Genomic DNA, 17,573 nt, shown 5'->3' with positions numbered 1-17,573 from the left:
GTTTTTCCTTAAGGGTAGAAGAGATGCTGACAGTAAATAATAGGTAAGTAAAGGCTGCACAGTCGGATGATTATCTCTTGTAATCTGCTTTCATTCAGGATAAAATTTATATATGAGCATTCATTCATATGTTTTGTGGAAAGGAGTCATTTTATGAACAACCACAGCCATCCAGGTCACCCACATGAACATCATCAAGAGCAAAGCCATGTACATAAGGATGAGCATGGGCACAGCCATTCCGGCCACTCCCACTCCCATTCCCATGGGCCAAACAACAAAAAGGGCCTGCTGATTGCTTTAATTATTACCGGAGGTATTATGTTCCTTGAGTTCTTCGGGGGACTGGTTACAGGCAGTCTCGCTTTGCTCTCTGACTCCGGGCATATGCTGAGCGATACGGCTTCTCTTGCCTTAAGTCTTGTAGCGATGATATTTGCGGTCAGACCCCCCTCATTGAAGAATTCATACGGTTTCTACCGGTTTGAAATTATGGCTGCTTTATTCAACGGAGTTACACTATTTGTCATTGCCGGATTTATTATATGGGAAGCTTGGCAACGGTTTTTCGCACCACCGGCAGTGGCAAGCGGCACCATGATGATTATTGCGGCTATAGGACTCTTGGCCAATCTGATCAGTGCCTGGTCCCTTATGCACAAGAGCGATACTAAAGAGAACATCAATATCCGTAGCGCATATCTGCATATTATGGGTGATGCCCTCGGCTCCGTAGGTGCACTGCTTGCCGGATTCCTTATGAAGCTGTTCTCGTGGTATGTCGCCGATCCTATCATCAGTGTACTGGTGGCCTTGCTTATTCTAAGAGGAGCGTGGGGCGTTCTGAAGCAGGCCTTTCATATTCTAATGGAGGGAACACCAGATGCCGTCAACACGGATGAGATCAAAGAAGCTTTGCATGGCATCGACGGTGTCATCGGTGTCCATGACCTGCATGTCTGGACCATCACTTCCGGCCTGGATGCACTCAGCGGACATCTGCTGATCAAGGACCAGGCTGACCCTCATAGTATTCTTCAACAGGCCATCTCTATTGTTGAAGACAAATTTAAGATTCAGCACGCCACCCTGCAGATTGAGAATTCCTCCCTGAAGCACAGGGAGCTGCGGGTATGAATACTCAGGAACAAAGCGGCTGCCAATATTAGAACAAACTGCCTTTATGGCTTCAACAACGGCAGTTCTGCCGTTATTCCCGGCATCCCCTCGTCCTTTACTCATTATTCTTGTCAAAAAAAAGAGTGCTCCGCAGCCAAATCGGCTTGCTGAGCACTCTTGTCATCTATTCGTGCCGGATATGCTCATGCGTCTGCAGAAATATCTGCTCCACATGGGCGTCATTCAGCGAGTAATACACGGTTTTACCTTCCTTGCGGCGTTTGACGATCCGCAGATTACGCAGATACCGCAGCTGGTGGGATACAGCCGACTGTCCCATATCTAATATAGAGGACAAATCATGCACACACAGCTCCCTTTGCGACAGGGCATAAATCATCCGCACCCTTGTGGGGTCACCCAATGCCTTGAACATCTCCGCCATCTTATCCGTTGTCCCCCGGTCAGGCAGGATCAACGCCATAGATTCCGGTTCCAGCTCCGAACCTTTACATGTATTGTCGCATTCTTCGAGTGCTACTGGCTCCATGCTCTCGCCCTCCTCCATCTCTTTCCTCCGCCCATACCGATGGTTCATCGAATCTTCTACGATTAATTATAGCAAAACTTTACTTGATGTCCATGTCGGAGGTCGTTATGGGAAGACTTGCAAGCAGCAAGAGGCACCCTGCTTTAGACGGCTTTGCGCCAGAAGGAGAGCAGGCCAACTGACAAAAATACAAGCAGACTGCCAAACACAACGATCAGCAAGCTCTCCAGTGGTAAATTGAAGGCTCCAAAGCGTTCTTCCCCAAAAGAGGACATCGCCAGTAACGGTTGAACCCAAGGATAATAAGGTCCGTAAGTAGATGAATTGGCTATAAGCATGTTGGGCAGGGTAAAGCTCACATTGAGTGCGAGCGGTGCACCAAAGCTGCTCCAGCTCTGAGACACCGCCAGTTGCAATGCAGCCAGCGGCAAGCAGGCAAGCCAGCCGCCGAAGCAGCTGGAGAAGAACAGCGTCCATGGGACAGGCATATCCACACCCCGCAGAAGCCCCACACCAAACACTGCTGCAAAGAACAGCAGCTGCACAGCAGCCATCAATGACATAATCATGGTGTATTTGGCCAGATATACGGAAGTACGTGTAACAGGCAGCGCCAGAAGCATTTTCCACCCCCCGTCAGCATGCTCTGCCCGGCAGATCAGTGCTGCGAAGACACCCGAGAGTACAGGAAGGAACATCATGGCATGAAACACTGACATGACTCCAAGCAGCATATCCCAGGTGAGAGGCTGGCCTTCTTCCTGTATATTGGCTAGCAATCCCACGGCTATAGCTACCACCGGACTGCCAATGATCAGCAACCAGATGAAGGATTTGGACATTTTGAGTCTTTCCGAGGATAGTACTCTCCAGAACATACGCATGATCAGTTCACATCCCTTCTGGCAAAATGCACAGCACCCGGCAACAGCACAAGCAGGCCCAGCAGGAGTCCGGCTCCGCTGAACAGCCAAGGACGCGAGGTACTCCAGGCTAGGGCAGGCCATGACAAGGGGATCCACTCAGACAAGAACACCGAGAAGAGACTCAGCAACGACAAAGTAAGGCCAAGCGATACAGGCAGGGTCTGATTGCGGCTGATTAGAGAGAGCCACAGCTGCAGGGCAATCACCGGCAATGCGCCAGCATAAGAAGCGAAGCTGATCCGCAGCACATCCGTATAGGGAACCGGGTCTGAGCCGAAACCGAGGATTAGACCCAAAGCAACCGTCCCTGCAGACAGCAGCGCACACGAGACGGCAAGAAGCAGCAGACATACCAGGAGCTTGGACATAAAAACAGAAGTGCGTGAGACAGGTAAGGCCAGCAGCTGCTTCCATGAACTCATCTGGTGCTCTACGTTCGCCAAAAGCGAGCATATCAGCGTCCCTCCCAGATACAGCGCTACGGGAACGAAGTCGGCCAGATTAGAGAGCAGTCCGCCCCAAAGGTCCGCTTGATACTGCTCCTTCAGATAATCATAACGGAGGCCGAAGTTCAGTCCCTGCATGGCCAGGAGCCCTACCGGGCCGAGGAAGACCAGAAACCACAAGCCTTTGCCGCGGATTTTGAGTAAGTCCGCCGAGAACGAACGCCACATCATAAAGAATGGCCCCCTTCGACTATCTGAAGGAAGAATTCCTCCAGCGATTGTCTGTGCTCCTCGACCCGGTAGACCGCATGACCATTTTCGACCAGCTCCTTAATCAGGAGCGCTACCCTTGCATCACTCATTCTGGGCAGGGTGATACGTCCTTCCAGGAGCGTACCTCCGTAGCCGCGCCGCCCTGCCAGAATCAGCGCTTCTTCCGGCTCGGATACCGCAAGACGGAGATCACCGGCTGCCTGCTGCTGCAGATGGGCAATCGTATCCTGGTAGATCATCCTGCCGGAGCGGATGATGCCTACAGTTCCAGCCATCTGTTCAATCTCGCTGAGCAGATGGCTCGACACAAGAACCGTGATCCCCTCTTCTTCGGGCAAGCGCTTGATCAGCGAGCGGATTTCCTGGATGCCCGATGGATCAAGGCCATTGGTGGGCTCATCCAGGATCAGCAGCTCCGGGCTTCCCAGCAGCGCGGCTGCGATGCCGAGCCGCTGCTTCATGCCCAGGGAGAAGCCCTTCACTGGGCGTTTTTCTTCCCCTTTTAAGGATACGATGTCTAATACTTCTCCGATACGCGACTTGGGCACATCCAGGATCCGGCGGATCGCCTCCAGATTATCGAGTGCGCTCAGATGCCCGTAATACGACGGTGATTCTACAAGTGAGCCCACTTTGCGGAGAATTTGCAGCTTATTCCGCTTCAGATCCTGGCCAAAGATTCTAATACTGCCTGAGGTCGGCTTAATCAGCCCCAGCAGCATGCGGATGGTCGTTGTTTTGCCTGCGCCGTTGGGTCCAAGAAATCCGTAGATTTCCCCTTTGCCTATATTCAGATTTAAATGCTCCACCGCAGCCCGGCCACGGTATTCTTTCAATAAATCACTGGTTTCAATTACTGTTTCCTTCACCTTCTTCACCTCGGTAATCAGCATAACTTCCCAAGGTTAAAAGCACGGAGGCGGCAAGTTTAAATTTCGTTTAAATTTACATCCGGCAGCGGGCTAAGAATCACAATACTAGTGCCTTGCCTTGTGCTGTCCACTTTCCACTCCAGCTCCATCCGCTGGAGCAGCAGCTCGACAATGGACAAGCCCAGTCCTGCACCCTTGGAGCCGGAGTCGCTGCCCAGACCCTTGCCGTGGTCACGGATGACAATTACACGCCCGCCGTCTCTGGCCTCTACAGCCACCCCGGCATATAATCCGCTTCGCGCATGGCGCACTATATTCTGGAACAGATTATCCAGAATGCGGCGGAACCAGCTCTCATCCACCTTCCAATACAGCGGCTCTCCCTCCAGATCAATATCAATCTGGAAACCTTCCTTTTCCCACAGCGGATACCACGCCGCAGCACTCTCCCTGAGCAGACGCAGAACATCCTTGCGCTCCAGCTTGAGCGTCATCCGTCCGCTGCTAAGCAGATTGTAGGACAGCAGATTTTCGATCAGGATGCCCATGCTTTCAATCCGTTCATCCACAAGCTTCAGGGATTCCTGTCCGCGTCCGGTCAACTGTTCCTTGTTAAGAAGATGAAGATGACTTCGGATTACCGTAAGCGGAGTACGCAGATCATGGGACAAATCAGCGACAAGCCGCTTGCGCAGCCCCTCTTCTTCCGCCGAACGCACACGGCTGGCCGCAAGCTCGGTGACCATGGTATTAAAAGCAGTTTCCAGACGGCCAATCTCATCGGGCTTGCCTGGGGCAATCAATGGAGGCACACCAGCTTCTCCAGTAAAAGCCATAGCTGTCTGCAGCCGTACCAGCCTTTTGCGGATCTGGATGAAGAACAGCAGCGAGACGATAATGAAACCTGTAAAAAGTAAAAGGATAACTAGCGTAAACCATATACTAATCCCGTCAAAAGAAGTCTGCTCTCTGACGACGCCTGGAATCTGCATCACTATAAACCCTTCTCCGGCTTCCGAATGATCACCTACAAATGCGACTATGCCCAAAGGCTCCAGGTTTGTGCTTTTTTTCATAAATGAGATTGCCTCTGCCGCAGTCCACTGCAAGGGAATGGAGTATCGTTCCTTCTCCTGCCATAGCTTCGGATTTGCAGACTCCAATAACAGCCGGGTGCGCCCTTCCCCGTCTACCCAGAAGATCGTAGCCAAGCTGTACGTGGTGCTTAACGCCCGCAGCCGCTCATTAATCATCTCGGGCGGTTTGCCAAGAAGCCCGGCAGCTTCCTTATGCCAGATCTTCTCTACTTGAGTTATGTTGTCATATGGCGCATATTCCTTCGGCCGCTCTTCCTGGCTCAATCCGGTAAACAGGCCATACACCGTCATGGTCAACGGGATACTTAGCAGCGCAGCGGGAATAAACAGCAGTGCGGCGATAATAATCAGCAGATAGCGGGAGAGCAGCGAGGTATGCACCTTACGCAGAAGGCTCGTCTTCCTCATGCGCGTACCCGGTAGCCGATCCCCCGGACGGTCTCAATAATCTCCGGCGCGGCCGGATCAAGCTCCAGCTTCTCCCGTAAATAACGAATATGCACCATCAGTGTCTTGTCACCCTCCATATAGCTCTCTCCCCACACCGCCTCATAGATCTGCTCTTTCGTCAGGATCTGGCCCAGATGGCGCAGCAAATATGAGAAGATCTGAAACTGCTTGCCAGTAAGCAAAATTTCCTTTCCGCTGTCCGCCTCTATAATCCGGTTGTCCCCTTCGTACACCATCAGATGCTTTAGGGTCAGGGGGGTGGACTGGGCAGCGCCTGTCCGTCTTAACAACACCTCAATACGCGCAGCCAGTTCATCCGGATGAAACGGCTTGGTCAAATAGTCGTCGGCAAATTCCAGGCCCTGAAGCTTGTCGTCGATGGAAGTGCGGGCAGACAGCATCAGAATCGGCAGATTCGCATACGCCCGCTTCAGCCGCTGCCCGACCGTGAATCCATCCAGCCCCGGCAGCATGACATCAAGTATGGCCAGCTGGCAGCCTGCCGCCGCCTCGGCAGCTCCCTCTCCGCTCTCCAGCCAGCGGACAGCATACCCCCGCTCCTTCAGATCAGCGGAAACGGCGGTTCCGATGTCCCTGTCATCTTCTACATACAACAGCGTAATACCCATTAGCTTCAAATCCTCCCTTCTTCATTAGGCACAACAAGAAATCCCCGGGGCAGCATAGAGAAACGTCTGCGTACCCGAGGATGAATAGAATACTATTATGCAATATGGCCAAAACGGGCCGGCGGCTTGTCTGAGGGTTTACCCAGCAGATATCCTTGTCCAAGATCCATGCCGATATCCCGGCAGAACAGAAATTCCTCCCGCCGCTCAATCCCTTCAGCCAGCACCTTGGCTCCAAAATCCCACGCCCGGTTCATGATATCCCGGATGGCCAGCTGCTTCGTCTCATCCTGATCACAGAAGCTGATCAGCCCCCGGTCAATCTTGACATAATCCGGCCTCAGGCTCGTCATAACCTCTATGGTGGAATGACCCGCGCCGACATCATCCAGTGCGACCAGCAGACCCTGATTGCGATATTCGCTGAAAATATCCTGCAGATGGGGGATATTTGAAATCTTCTCTGTCTCTACGACTTCAAACACAAAATCCTCCGGGGCCTGGCCGAGGCGTCTGATGGCTTCAAAGGTATGAGTCAGACAATACTTGGGATTATAGATGGAGGAGGGCAGGAAATTAACAAACCGCTTCATCCCTTTGGGCAGCAGCTTTGCGCTGGTCTCAATGGCTGATATACGCGCAGCCCGGTCAAGAAAAGAATGAAATCCGGTCTGCCTGGCAATCTCAAACAGCTCATAAGGTTTAAAAGAGGCGCTTCCCGGCAGCGGCCGCAACAAGAGCTCAAAGCCCATAATTGCCTCATTGAAATCCACAATAGGCTGCATATGGCTGCAGAAATTGTGGTTGGCAATGATGGCAATCAGATTTTCACTGGTAAATCTGAGTTTCAGCTGCTCCAGCGTAAACCACCGCTCTACCAAAACCTTGCCAGTCCGGCCCTTAAGGCTTAACGACAATGGTAAGCGCAGCTCGTTCTGAAGCCTGTCCAGCTGTTCCAGAAGAAGCAGGAGCTCCTCGCGTGATCCATATGTAATCTTCCCGGCGTCTTGTGCTTCTTCAACCGCGTAACCTGCATCCCTTACAGCGGCTGCAAAGGGAGCCGTGCAGGGCCTGAATTTCAAATCCCCTTCGTCTTCCACCGGCTCAATTGGAGAACAGTCGATGCATCTCATGGAACCCCTCCATCTCTCATGATGTCGATAAGGCTTGTACGGCCAAGTATAGCATGATTTCCCATTAGCCAGCCACGGCCTGACCAGCACCATGAGCAAACTCCTTAGGAGGTGCATGCATATTCAGCAGAAAAATTCCGCAATCCTCATAAAAACGAAAAACAGCGATCCTCCAAATGACGGAAGAATCGCTGCTTTGCTATATTTACCTGTCTATTTAACGGAGTACAGTTCACTTATGGACAGCCTTTCTCCAACTAACCGGAGACCGCCGCCGAACCTTCCCAGACTCCATGCTGCTGGTTCTTACCCATGTACTCTATCCGCGTCGGCTTCAGCTCAAGGATTACATAGTCGGGATCATCCGGCCCTTTGAACCATTTCTCCAGCTCTTTGTTCCATACCTTGGACCGCAGGCCTTCATCCTTGGTAACGGCAACAGTGGCTTCAATCTCAAGTACATCCTTGCCGCCGCCCTGTTCATATCCAAGCAGCAGAAAAGCATTCGGATTATCCCTCAGCTCCTCTACTTTATGCGTTTTGCGATTGGTAGCCAAATAAATGTGAAGCCCGTCATGAAATACCGCCATGTAACGCACCTTAGGTTTGTTGCCGGCTTCTATCGTGCCGAAGGACCCGAATTTGTTGTCATCCAGCACCTTGATGATCGTCTGCTCCAGCTCTTTGTTATCCATTGACGAAATAGCTCCTCTCTAATCATGTGAATATAAGTTTATATATCCACGTCGGGAATTTGGATTTATGATAAAACCGTTGTTTATATTAGTGTACCCGTTCTGAGGGTAATGAATCCGTAATGAATCCTGAATCCAGCCATTAACCCACTACAAAAGGAGCTCCCCTACTTGAAAAAATTGATCTGGATTGGCTGCCTCTCCTACTTTGTCATCGGACTCGCACATGTGGTGCTGGGTTCTATTCTTCCCGTTCTGCTGCAACATTATGACCGCACTTACAGTGCAGGCGGCGAGCTGATCTTCAGCCAATTTGCCGGATTCCTAGCCGGTGTGCTGATCTCGCCGCTGCTCAACCGCCGCTTCGGCAAAAGGGGCGGACTGCTGATCGCCACTGGTCTGCTGCTGTGTGCGGAAACCGCTTATGCTTTTCTCCCTCCATGGGGGTGGATGTATGTCATTGCCGTGGCCGCAGGCTTTGGCTTCGGCATGATTGAAGCCGTCATCGGCACCATCATTATAGCAGCTGTCACAGAAGGAACCGCTGTGGCCATGAGCCGGCTGGAGGTGCTGTTCGGCGTAGGCGCACTCGTGATGCCGCTGGTTGCAAGCCCGTTAATTGCAGCAGGCGCCTGGAGACTGGCCTTCCTGATCGTCGCAGTCTTTGCGCTGATCTCTCTGCTGTTCTGGGCCAAGGGCGGGTTCGGCCGCCTGCAGAGCGTACTCGACGAACGCCCCCCGCGTAAGGAACGGGGCACTGAGCGCCTGCGTTCAAGAAAGCTTCCCTATAAAGGCAAACAGTGGGTGCTGCTCGGCTTGTTCATTGTTTTCTTCTTTCTCTACGTCGGTACGGAGATGAGCCTGGTCAATTTCATGCCGGCAATCTTCATTGCCAAGCTCGGCATGAGCGACGCTTCGGCGGCCCTGACCGTCACCTTCTTCTGGCTGGCGATGTCTGCTGGGCGGCTGTATGCCGGAGTTGTTGCCGAGCGGATCTCCTATCGAAGATATGTGCTGGTTAGTTGCTTCTCTACCTTGCTGCTGTTGGCGCTATTTCCGTTTGCTGAGCAACGTATTGCCGCTTTTGCCGTGCTGGCACTGCTGGGGCTGTGCATGTCCGGCATCTTTTCCATATCACTTGTCTTCTCCAGCAAGCTGCTACCCGGAGCCGAAGAGTCCACTCCAAGCATTATGATCGCTGCCGGCGGGATCGGCGGAGCGGTGCTGCCGCTTGTGACCGGCTGGTCCATGGATCATCTGCAGATCGCCCAGACTTCGGGACTGCTGGCTGCTTTTGCCGCCGTGCTGTTCCTGTTAAGCGTGGCAGCCTGGAAAATAGGGTAATATAATTCATGTAAATATCTTGTGCAAGGGTGGGAACTATTGATGCCTGAACTTACCCCTTTAGCTTCTGAACCAACACTCCATACCGCCCTGCTGCAGTTCATCTTCCCCTTCTCCCTCAAGGAGGGTGAAGACACGAAAGTGATCGAACATCTGACCCGTGAGGGATTTACCCGTTTTTTTCTGGACAACAAAGACCTGGAAGACGCTTATTATGGCGAAGGCTACTGTGTTTCCCATGAAAAAATGGAGCGGAGCTACCTCCCGTTTGCGGCCCATGTGCTGTTCCCCCGTGAGAAGGACAAAGATTCCTTCCGCCGCTTTTCCCGGGCCAATCAGCTTCCCTGCAGGATGGAGATGCCCGGACAGTCAGTTCATTTCCAGGTGCTCTCTACGGATGTATTCGTCTGTCCTTTCGAACTCGGCTTCCTAACCATTAGAGTCAGCATAGAGGAGGAGCATCTCCCCTTCAGCATTGCCCTCGAATTTGCCGACCGCTTCCGTACGCTGGAGGATGTATCCTTAAGGGATAAACAAACCTCCATTCATTGCCATGACCGCTCCTTTGATGAGGTAGAGGATTTTGTGTTCAGGAATTTAGTGAGCGGACTGGAGCCTTTTCTCGACCCTTCAGAAATCAATGGGGCTTATTTTGAGACTTTACCGTTTTTTGTGGATGAAAGAATGCTGGTTCAGGCCTTTTACGGTTTTGACGGGCAGGTGGGCCAGGAGGGTGAGATCAGTGTGGAGCAGCAGTACCGTGCTTCCCAGCTGGATGGCCTTACCGTGGAAGGCACACCGTACATCAGTGCCAGCGATCCCGGATACATCCGGGATTACTGCGAGGAACACTGCTACAACCGCTGGGGACCGGACACTTACTATTTGACGAATGAGCAGACATTCTGCTGCCTGAGCCGGGCTGAACCTGAGCTGACCACCCAGCTTATTAATCAGATGTATGGAGAATATTACTATGGGCTGCTGCTGAGCATATTTCATAAAATCGTTCTGCTGAAGCTGGCCAACATCCACTCTCGGCTGCGCATTAACCACGATGTGGATGAAATCGAGAACCTGATTTTTATGATTAACAAGTTCTCTGCCAAATTTTATTTTCTGGAGTTAATTTCGCAGTCCCAGGGCCGGGAGATTTTTTTTCAGCTGCGCAAAGTCTACGGGAACGACGCCCTGTTTGAAGAGGTCAAAATGACTTTGAATGACCTGTTTCAATACCAGGAGAAATTCCAGGCCAAGCGGCGGGACACACTGCTCATGATCCTGACGGTGTTCACCGTCGTGAGCGGTATTTATGGCATGAATCAGGTGATCGAGGACCTTAAAGGCAAGATTGACTGGAGCAAAATGCTGGAGTATTCCCCATTTGAATATCTGGCGCTGTTCGTCACCTTCACAGGGATCGCTGTCAGTATCGGCCTGAGTCTGAAGCAGCTATGGAACGGAATCCGCAGCCGCCGCAGAAAAAGAAAAAGAGCCCGCTGATCTACAGCAGGCTCTCCAGTTCACGGCAGGCTTCCGCATACGCAGGCGCAAGCCTGGGAAGCAGCAGTGCCGCCCGTTCATATTCTCCTCTTCTGGCATGCTGCTCAACGCCTGCGCATACATGGGCGAAGTACTGCGCTCCCAGTCCAAGGCTGCCGGATTTCAGGCTATGGGCTACCGAAGCCATCTCCTGCAGGTCACCGGCCTCCGCCGCTGCCTGCAGGGCAGCCAGCCGCAGCGGGGTATCTTCCTTGAACATATCGACAAGCGTCCGAAACAGCTGCGGCTCTTCCTCCCCGTCCATTTCCCGGATGCCGGACACTGTATCCCGATTCAATACCGGAATATAGGGCTTGGGCCCGAACCATCTGTCCAGAAGCTGCTTCAGCTTATCCAGATTCAGCGGCTTCACGGCCCAGTCATCCAGCCCCGCATGAAAAAACGCTTCCCGGCTCTCTTCTGATCCATCCCCGGTCACACCAATAATGGGAATTCTCATCCTTGTTCCTGTGGATTCCAGCTGGCGGATTCTCCGGACCGCCTCGCCGCCATTCATGCCCGGCAGCCTGCTGTCCATGAGAATAAGCCCGAAGTCTCTCTTCTGCCAAGCTTCTATAGCCTGATTTCCATTATTGGCCAGTTCTACATTGGTAATGCCCAATTTTTTCAGTTGCAGCAGCAGGAGTGTGCTGTTCAGTCCATTGTCCTCAGCAACCAGCACCGGCATTGTACTGAAGCGGGCCTCCGGCAGGAGCAGGAGAGCCTCAGCGGCATTCAGGTTGTCCTGCAGCCGGGCGGTCTTGCCCAGCGCTATCTCAAACCGGAAGGTTGAGCCTTGGCCAGGTGCACTATCCACCGTGATCGCACCCCCCATCAGCTCCACCATCGACTTGCAGATCGACAACCCCAGCCCTGTTCCCTCTACTGCCATCTCTGACTCTTGGCTGACTTGCGAATACGGCCGGAACAGCCCGGCTTGAGCCTTCAGCGGGATGCCAATGCCCTCGTCCCTGACTTCGAAGCACAGCGTCTGATGCTTGCCATCCTCTTCAGCCAGTCCTACGCGTACCTCCACCACTCCGTCTTGTGTGAACTTAATGCTATTCCCCAGCAAATTAATGAGCACCTGAAGAATCTTGGACGAGTCTCCATTCAGTGTACTCTCAACACTGCCTGCAACCTGCCATTTCAGAGTGTTTCCGCGCTTCACTGCGGCAGGAGAGAGGAGACTTGCCGCATGTTCAAGCAGATTGCGTATGCTCAGCGGAGCCTTTTGCAGCTCCATTTTGCTGGCTTCAATCTTGGAGATATCCAGCAGATTATTGATCATCTGGAGCAGGTATTGTGCCGATTCCCGGATGACCTCCAGATGAATCCGCTGCTCATCCGTCGGGTTCTCAGCCTCCAGAAGCTCAGTCATCCCCACAATTCCGTTCATCGGCGTACGAATCTCGTGGCTTACTGTAGCGAGAAACAGGCTTTTTGCCCGGTTGGCCCGTTCCGCCTCTTCCTTCATGGCTTTAAGGCTGGCACTATTCTTGGTGAGCAACCGGTGCATCGTAATTAATTCATTGTTCATCGCAGAAAATTCAGCCAGGGCTTGTTCTTCTCTTTGCTGTCCCTGGATCACCTGGTTAGAGAGCTTCTCAATCGTCTCTCTCAGTTTCCGGATCTCTTGCTCATGGTCGGTCATTTCCTTCTCCCGCCTTCTATGTCAATTCTCCCGGAGTCACGCATCAGGAATAAGACGCCCCGCTATTTCCAGCGCCCCCTTGGCATCAGGGGCATAGCCGTCAGCACCGACTTTTTGCCATAACTCTCTGTCTATATTAAAGGGCATTCCGCCAACCATAATCTTGATGGGATTCAGTTCCGCATGTGTACGGATGGAAGCTATCAGACGCTGAACCTCCGATACATGAAAAGTCATGGTGATGGAGATGGCCAGCAGGTCGGCAGGCTGTTCCTTCAGATACCGGATCAGACCTTCTGCAGGCATGTTGGAGCCCAGATAAAAGGTGTTCCAGCCCTCCATTTCGAAGAAATCCGCCAGCATCCGCAGTCCGATCTCATGCAGCTCCTGGCCGACTCCGACTGCAACCAGAGTCTTCTTCCCTTCCTGCGCCTGAATCCAACGCGGATAAAGCTGGGAAATAATACTCTGGGTACAGGCTGTACAGTAGTGCTCCTGAGCGACAGTAATGTGACCCAGCTGCCATAGACGGCCAATCTCATACTGGCTGCTCTGAAAAATATGCAGATAAAGATCACGGATAGGCACGCCCTCATCATGGAGCCCCAGCACAAATTCTGAAGCCTTACGGCGTTCGCCGTCCAGCAGCAGCTTCAGGTACCTTTCGGCCTCCCGGAAATAGGGTTTCTCCGGTTGAAGAAAGGGCGGCAGGTTCTGCTCTTCGAGCGCATGGTGGATTCCTATATCAAGATAGCTGAGAATCAGCTCTTTTTCCGGCGTCTCTACCTGTGAAGCTACAGCTTCCTTCATCAGTCCCAGATTGATCTGCAGATCCTCAGCCGTAATTTTGTACTGTGCGAGCAGCACCTTAAGCCAGATAATATAATTAATGAATAAAAGCGGACTGTCCAGCGCCACACTTTGCGCCAGATACCGTAAATGATAGAGTGAATCCTGCTTGGTTCTTGCCATTCCGGAAGGGCCGAACCTGTGCTGCAGCTCGGGCTGCCGCTCATACTGACGTATAGTGACCTCCTCCGCCAACTGTTCCGCTAGCACCTTCAGCCGTTCTCCGGCATTTTGCTGATCAGTGAGTATAAGAGTCACTCCTTTATTAAAACAGAATTGTAAAGTAACAATTTTAATATATACAATTTGGAAAGTCCACTGTCTGGTGAGGTTTGGCAGTCCGCCAGAATCTGGGGCTGGTACTGGACAACCCCGAAGGGGACCGCTATAATACAGCGTAAGAACACAGCAACACCCATAACTTCATAGTACCAGGGGGGCTGGAATTGGCTGGCTGAGAGTGTATCCCGTTAAAGATACTGACCCTTATACCTGATCTGGATAATGCCAGCGTAGGAATCATCACCCGCATTCAGCCACTTCGGCTAAGCGGCCACCTAACGCAATTGCTGGCGTCCCGATCTTCGGGGCGCTTTTTTTGGTATGGACATCATCAGAATTAAGAAGACTGGGTAGCTGGAAGGAGAGAAGAATAGCAATGGGAGTCAAAAAAGCACTAATGCTCTGCATCAGCTGCATGTTGGTTATCATCATGGCCGGGTGCGGCAGCAATACAACCAACTCCGGCGGAAATAGCACTGCACCCTCTGGAGACAGCAACGCCGCACCGGAAGCAACCGCAACCGCTGTAGAAACGGACGCGCCAAAGGAACTGACCAAGATCAAGGTGGCCCTGGACTGGACGCCGAATACTAACCATACCGGCCTCTATGCTGCCAAGGAGCTGGGTTATTACAAGGAGGAAGGCCTGGATGTAGAAATTGTACAGCCGGGTGCAGCGGGAGCCGACACGATGATTACCTCGGGCGAAGCTGCTTTTGGCATCAGTGCCCAGGAGGCGCTCACCTTGGCCCGCCTGCAGGATGTGCCGCTCGTCTCGATTGCCGCTATCATCCAGCATAACACCTCGGGGTTTGCCGCTCCGAAGGACCGCAATATCAAGACACCAAAGGATTTCGAAGGTAAAACTTACGGCGGCTGGGGTTCTCCGGCTGAGGAAGCTGCCATGAAGGCGATCATGGACCCTGAAGGCGGCGATGTCAAAAAGGTGAAGCTGGTCAATATCGGAGAAGCCGATTTCTTCACCGCCGTGAAACGTGACATCGATTTTGCCTGGATATTCTATGCCTGGACCGGTATTGAAGCTGAACTGCGCGGTGAGCCGCTGGATATGCTGTATTTGAAGGATTACGCGCCTCAGCTGGATTATTACACCCCAGTGCTGACGACCAGCGAGAAGGAAATTGCTGAGCATCCGGAGCTGGTGAAGGCTTTCCTTGCTGCTACCTCCAAAGGCTATCAATATGCGATCGACAAGCCGGAAGAAGCTGCCGCCATCCTCTCCAAAGCTGTGCCGGATCTGGACCCTAAGCTCGTCCTGGCCAGCCAGAAGTGGCTTAGCCCGAAATATACGGACGATGCCTCCAGATGGGGAGAGCAGAAAGCCGAGGTCTGGCAGAAATACGCCGACTGGATGTACGGCCTGAAGCTGCTGGACAAGCCGCTGGATGCTGCTTCGGCGTTCACGAATGATTATCTGCCGGAGAGCAAGTAATATATATTAACCTTGCAAAGTTCACGATACAAAACCCGAAAGGATCTGATTGAGATGGCAAACACCCTGCTTAGCATTCAAGTCATTCCGAAAACTCCGAATAACGAGGATTCCATTCCTTATGTGGATAAGGCCATAGAGGTCATTCAGCAATCGGGCGTCAAGCACCAGGTGAATCCGCTGGAAACGACAATGGAGGGCGAACTCAGCGAATTGCTTGAAGTGGTGCGCCAAATGCATGAAGCGCTGATCGCATCGGGCAGCCCCAGCGTCATCTCGCAAATCAAGATTGCTCATAACCCCAGCGGAATCAGCATGGACAAGCTGACGGAAAAGTACCGGCCGTGAGATCGTACTGGAACCAAATCTGGCCGCCCCTTGTGGCGGTCATCTTTTTTCTGGGCGTATGGCAATTGGCGGTTTCCGTACTTCACGTCCCTTCCTGGATGCTGCCAAGCCCCGGCGATATCGCGCGCGAATCCCGGGGAAATGCTTCGGGCATTTGGGCACATACGGCCGCTACGCTGCGGCTGACCTTGATCGGCTTCCCGATCGGCACAGGCGTTGGCCTCATTGTCGCTCTGCTGCTGCATTTGGTGCCCTGGCTAAGAAGAGCACTGTACCCGCTGTTGATTCTCAGCCAGAACGTGCCCTCCATCGCTCTGGGGCCGCTGCTGATTATCTGGTTCGGGTTCGGACTACTGCCCAAAATCGTACTTATCACACTCGTCTGCTTCTTCCCGGTTGCCGTCGCCGCTATGGGCGGGCTGGCCCAAAGCGACCGGATCATGATGAACTATATGAAAATGGCCGGGGCCAGCAAGTGGCAAATCTTCTCGAAGCTGGAGCTTCCCGGTTCTCTGCCAGCCCTGTTCTCTGGTCTTAAAATCTCCGCGACCTACGCAGTAATGGGCGCTGTAGTCGCCGAGTGGATCGGTGCAGACAAGGGCATTGGCTACTACATGCTGCTGCAGAAGGCCTCCTACCGCACAGACCGGATGTTCGTCGCCATCGTAATTATTGTTCTTCTTAGTCTGGTGCTGTTTGCGCTGATCGCACTTCTCGAGAAATGGCTGGTACGCTGGAAGCCGCGCAAGACCTCATGATACTTACACTTCCCGGAAAGGGGATGAATGATTTGACAGCAGGGCATCCAAACTTGAACACCCGGGAACAGGTTCCCTTCGGGCACATGTCCGAAGCTCCAGCCCTCCCTCCTGCGCTGGATGTAAGAGGCGTATCCAAGTCCTACTTCCACCGAGGCCGGGAGACCCGCGTACTCGACAATGTATCACTAACCGTTGAGCCGCAGGAATTCGTCTCCATTGTCGGCCCTTCAGGCTGTGGTAAAAGCACCCTGTTTCATATCATCGGCGGCCTGGAGCTGCCGGGTACCGGAACGGTAAGCATGAGCGGTAAGAACGTCACCGGTCAACGCGGTGAGATCAGCTACATGCCCCAGCAGCCTGCGTTATTCCCGTGGCGGACCATTGAGGACAACGTCCTGCTCGCCGGTGAACTGAAAGGCCAACCGAAGGCCGAAGCGCGGACGGTTGCCCGCCACTGGCTTGGCAAGGTCGGTCTGGGCGGGTTTGAACGTGCCTACCCGCATATGCTATCAGGCGGTATGCAGCAACGGGCGGCCTTCCTGCGGGCGCTGCTCGCACCGCAAGAGCTGATGCTGCTGGATGAGCCGTTCAGCGCGCTGGATGCGCTCACCCGCGAGCAGATGCAGCGCTGGCTGCTGGAGCTATGGGAGGAGAACCGCCGTTCCGTCCTATTTATTACCCATAATATCGAGGAAGCACTCCTTCTCTCCAGCCGCATCTACGTATTTTCCGGACGTCCCGGTTCCGTTCTGCATACCATCGATGTCCCCTTCCCGCGTCCGCGGCGCGGAGAAATCACCGATTCTCACGAATTTCTACAGCTCAGACGCGAGCTGTCGGAGTGGATGCGCGAGGAGCAGGCCAGATCTGCCCGGTAAAGAAGCGTTCCGGCCCGCATTCCATCGCAGCATACCCGTTCGTTTTCCACCGCAGCGTATCGGATCTGCTTGCGGTCAACCCTCTTGAAATGCAGTAGCTGTCTTTACACAGCTGCAGCAAATAGGCCCGGCCTCTATGACTGAAGTGCACCCCTTAGAATAGACATTGGAATAAACCCCTGGTTTATCCGATGAAATCTAAGGGGTGCATTTTTATGGTGAAAAAAGGACAAAAGTTCACAACGTATTCATATGAGATAAAGCTTGAAGCT

General features: G+C 52.9%; 17 protein-coding genes and 1 riboswitch. Of the genes, 7 read left to right on the top strand and 10 right to left on the bottom strand.

What is annotated here, in order from left to right; all coding sequences use genetic code 11:
* Positions 1 to 153: 153 nt before the first annotated feature.
* Positions 154 to 1,137: a cation diffusion facilitator family transporter gene (locus tag AC0MA3_RS23890; RefSeq protein WP_474658079.1), complete on the top strand. Its 984-nt coding sequence runs from the start codon at positions 154 to 156 to the stop codon at positions 1,135 to 1,137.
* Positions 1,138 to 1,303: 166 nt separating this feature from the next.
* Here AC0MA3_RS23890 and AC0MA3_RS23885 read toward each other — a convergent pair whose 3' ends face one another.
* The 8 genes from AC0MA3_RS23885 to AC0MA3_RS23850 all read right to left on the bottom strand — a co-directional run bounded on the left by AC0MA3_RS23885 (position 1,304) and on the right by AC0MA3_RS23850 (position 8,190).
* Positions 1,304 to 1,669 (bottom strand): ArsR/SmtB family transcription factor, encoded by a 366-nt coding sequence (locus tag AC0MA3_RS23885; RefSeq protein WP_379158184.1) that lies wholly within the window; start codon positions 1,667 to 1,669, stop codon positions 1,304 to 1,306.
* Between the two features lie 143 nt (positions 1,670 to 1,812).
* The gene (locus AC0MA3_RS23880; RefSeq protein WP_474658078.1) at positions 1,813 to 2,553 is read right to left on the bottom strand and encodes an ABC transporter permease; all 741 of its coding nucleotides are present in this window, start codon (positions 2,551 to 2,553) and stop codon (positions 1,813 to 1,815) included.
* Positions 2,554 to 2,555: 2 nt separating this feature from the next.
* A complete protein-coding gene (locus AC0MA3_RS23875; RefSeq protein WP_474658077.1) occupies positions 2,556 to 3,272 on the bottom strand; it encodes an ABC transporter permease in 717 nt (238 codons plus the stop codon).
* Positions 3,269 to 4,183, bottom strand: coding sequence for an ABC transporter ATP-binding protein (locus AC0MA3_RS23870; protein WP_474658110.1), 915 nt, complete (start codon positions 4,181 to 4,183; stop codon positions 3,269 to 3,271). Before AC0MA3_RS23870 ends, AC0MA3_RS23875 begins: the two co-directional genes overlap by 4 nt.
* Before the next feature lie 59 nt (positions 4,184 to 4,242).
* Positions 4,243 to 5,691, bottom strand: a complete 1,449-nt coding sequence (locus AC0MA3_RS23865; RefSeq protein ID WP_474658076.1) for a sensor histidine kinase — start codon at positions 5,689 to 5,691, stop codon at positions 4,243 to 4,245.
* A complete protein-coding gene (locus tag AC0MA3_RS23860) occupies positions 5,688 to 6,362 on the bottom strand; it encodes a response regulator transcription factor (RefSeq protein ID WP_474658075.1) in 675 nt (224 codons plus the stop codon). The genes AC0MA3_RS23865 and AC0MA3_RS23860 overlap by 4 nt, the downstream gene beginning before the upstream one ends.
* A gap of 95 nt (positions 6,363 to 6,457) precedes the next feature.
* A complete protein-coding gene (locus tag AC0MA3_RS23855; protein ID WP_474658074.1) occupies positions 6,458 to 7,495 on the bottom strand; it encodes an EAL domain-containing protein in 1,038 nt (345 codons plus the stop codon).
* A gap of 257 nt (positions 7,496 to 7,752) precedes the next feature.
* Positions 7,753 to 8,190, bottom strand: a complete 438-nt coding sequence (locus tag AC0MA3_RS23850; protein ID WP_474658073.1) for a pyridoxamine 5'-phosphate oxidase family protein — start codon at positions 8,188 to 8,190, stop codon at positions 7,753 to 7,755.
* A 171-nt stretch (positions 8,191 to 8,361) separates the two neighbouring features.
* On the opposite strand from AC0MA3_RS23850, the gene AC0MA3_RS23845 reads away from it, so the two are divergent.
* On the top strand, positions 8,362 to 9,534 hold the full coding sequence (locus AC0MA3_RS23845; RefSeq protein WP_474658072.1) for an MFS transporter: 1,173 nt from the start codon (positions 8,362 to 8,364) through the stop codon (positions 9,532 to 9,534).
* 42 nt (positions 9,535 to 9,576) lie between these two features.
* Complete coding sequence (locus AC0MA3_RS23840; protein ID WP_474658071.1) at positions 9,577 to 11,037, top strand: hypothetical protein; 1,461 nt, start codon at positions 9,577 to 9,579, stop codon at positions 11,035 to 11,037.
* Between the two features lies 1 nt (position 11,038).
* On the opposite strand, the gene AC0MA3_RS23835 is transcribed toward AC0MA3_RS23840, so the two are convergent.
* Positions 11,039 to 12,730: an ATP-binding protein gene (locus AC0MA3_RS23835; RefSeq protein ID WP_474658070.1), complete on the bottom strand. Its 1,692-nt coding sequence runs from the start codon at positions 12,728 to 12,730 to the stop codon at positions 11,039 to 11,041.
* Between the two features lie 36 nt (positions 12,731 to 12,766).
* On the bottom strand, positions 12,767 to 13,789 hold the full coding sequence (locus AC0MA3_RS23830; RefSeq protein ID WP_474658069.1) for a cobalamin-dependent protein: 1,023 nt from the start codon (positions 13,787 to 13,789) through the stop codon (positions 12,767 to 12,769).
* Between the two features lie 213 nt (positions 13,790 to 14,002).
* Positions 14,003 to 14,115, top strand: a riboswitch (TPP riboswitch).
* Positions 14,116 to 14,237: 122 nt separating this feature from the next.
* Between AC0MA3_RS23830 and AC0MA3_RS23825 the strand changes: the two genes are divergently transcribed.
* The 4 genes from AC0MA3_RS23825 (at position 14,238) to AC0MA3_RS23810 (ending at position 17,301) form a co-directional block, all read left to right on the top strand.
* Positions 14,238 to 15,314, top strand: coding sequence for an ABC transporter substrate-binding protein (locus tag AC0MA3_RS23825; protein ID WP_474658068.1), 1,077 nt, complete (start codon positions 14,238 to 14,240; stop codon positions 15,312 to 15,314).
* Positions 15,315 to 15,368: 54 nt separating this feature from the next.
* Positions 15,369 to 15,662, top strand: coding sequence for a thiamine-binding protein (locus AC0MA3_RS23820; RefSeq protein ID WP_379158147.1), 294 nt, complete (start codon positions 15,369 to 15,371; stop codon positions 15,660 to 15,662).
* A complete protein-coding gene (locus AC0MA3_RS23815; protein ID WP_379158145.1) occupies positions 15,659 to 16,420 on the top strand; it encodes an ABC transporter permease in 762 nt (253 codons plus the stop codon). The genes AC0MA3_RS23820 and AC0MA3_RS23815 overlap by 4 nt, the downstream gene beginning before the upstream one ends.
* Before the next feature lie 86 nt (positions 16,421 to 16,506).
* Entirely contained in the window at positions 16,507 to 17,301 is a 795-nt protein-coding gene (locus AC0MA3_RS23810; protein ID WP_474658109.1) for an ABC transporter ATP-binding protein, read from the top strand.
* Positions 17,302 to 17,573 lie beyond the last annotated feature (272 nt).

This window comes from Paenibacillus sp. LS-5, assembly GCF_056121505.1.
The sequence above is the reverse complement of the archived record's forward strand: the minus strand, read 5'-3'. Positions and strand labels throughout refer to the sequence as shown.

What these genes read in the sequence shown, in the direction of transcription:
- AC0MA3_RS23825 (WP_474658068.1), top strand. Translation starts at nt 14,238, where the DNA reads ATGGGAGTCAAAAAAGCACTAATGCTCTGCATCAGCTGCATGTTGGTT.
- AC0MA3_RS23850 (WP_474658073.1), bottom strand. Translation starts at nt 8,190, where the DNA reads ATGGATAACAAAGAGCTGGAGCAGACGATCATCAAGGTGCTGGATGAC.
- AC0MA3_RS23880 (WP_474658078.1), bottom strand. Translation starts at nt 2,553, where the DNA reads ATGCGTATGTTCTGGAGAGTACTATCCTCGGAAAGACTCAAAATGTCC.
- AC0MA3_RS23885 (WP_379158184.1), bottom strand. Translation starts at nt 1,669, where the DNA reads ATGGAGCCAGTAGCACTCGAAGAATGCGACAATACATGTAAAGGTTCG.
- AC0MA3_RS23855 (WP_474658074.1), bottom strand. Translation starts at nt 7,495, where the DNA reads ATGAGATGCATCGACTGTTCTCCAATTGAGCCGGTGGAAGACGAAGGG.
- AC0MA3_RS23820 (WP_379158147.1), top strand. Translation starts at nt 15,369, where the DNA reads ATGGCAAACACCCTGCTTAGCATTCAAGTCATTCCGAAAACTCCGAAT.
- AC0MA3_RS23840 (WP_474658071.1), top strand. Translation starts at nt 9,577, where the DNA reads ATGCCTGAACTTACCCCTTTAGCTTCTGAACCAACACTCCATACCGCC.
- AC0MA3_RS23860 (WP_474658075.1), bottom strand. Translation starts at nt 6,362, where the DNA reads ATGGGTATTACGCTGTTGTATGTAGAAGATGACAGGGACATCGGAACC.
- AC0MA3_RS23875 (WP_474658077.1), bottom strand. Translation starts at nt 3,272, where the DNA reads ATGATGTGGCGTTCGTTCTCGGCGGACTTACTCAAAATCCGCGGCAAA.
- AC0MA3_RS23865 (WP_474658076.1), bottom strand. Translation starts at nt 5,691, where the DNA reads ATGAGGAAGACGAGCCTTCTGCGTAAGGTGCATACCTCGCTGCTCTCC.
- AC0MA3_RS23890 (WP_474658079.1), top strand. Translation starts at nt 154, where the DNA reads ATGAACAACCACAGCCATCCAGGTCACCCACATGAACATCATCAAGAG.
- AC0MA3_RS23835 (WP_474658070.1), bottom strand. Translation starts at nt 12,730, where the DNA reads ATGACCGACCATGAGCAAGAGATCCGGAAACTGAGAGAGACGATTGAG.
- AC0MA3_RS23810 (WP_474658109.1), top strand. Translation starts at nt 16,507, where the DNA reads ATGTCCGAAGCTCCAGCCCTCCCTCCTGCGCTGGATGTAAGAGGCGTA.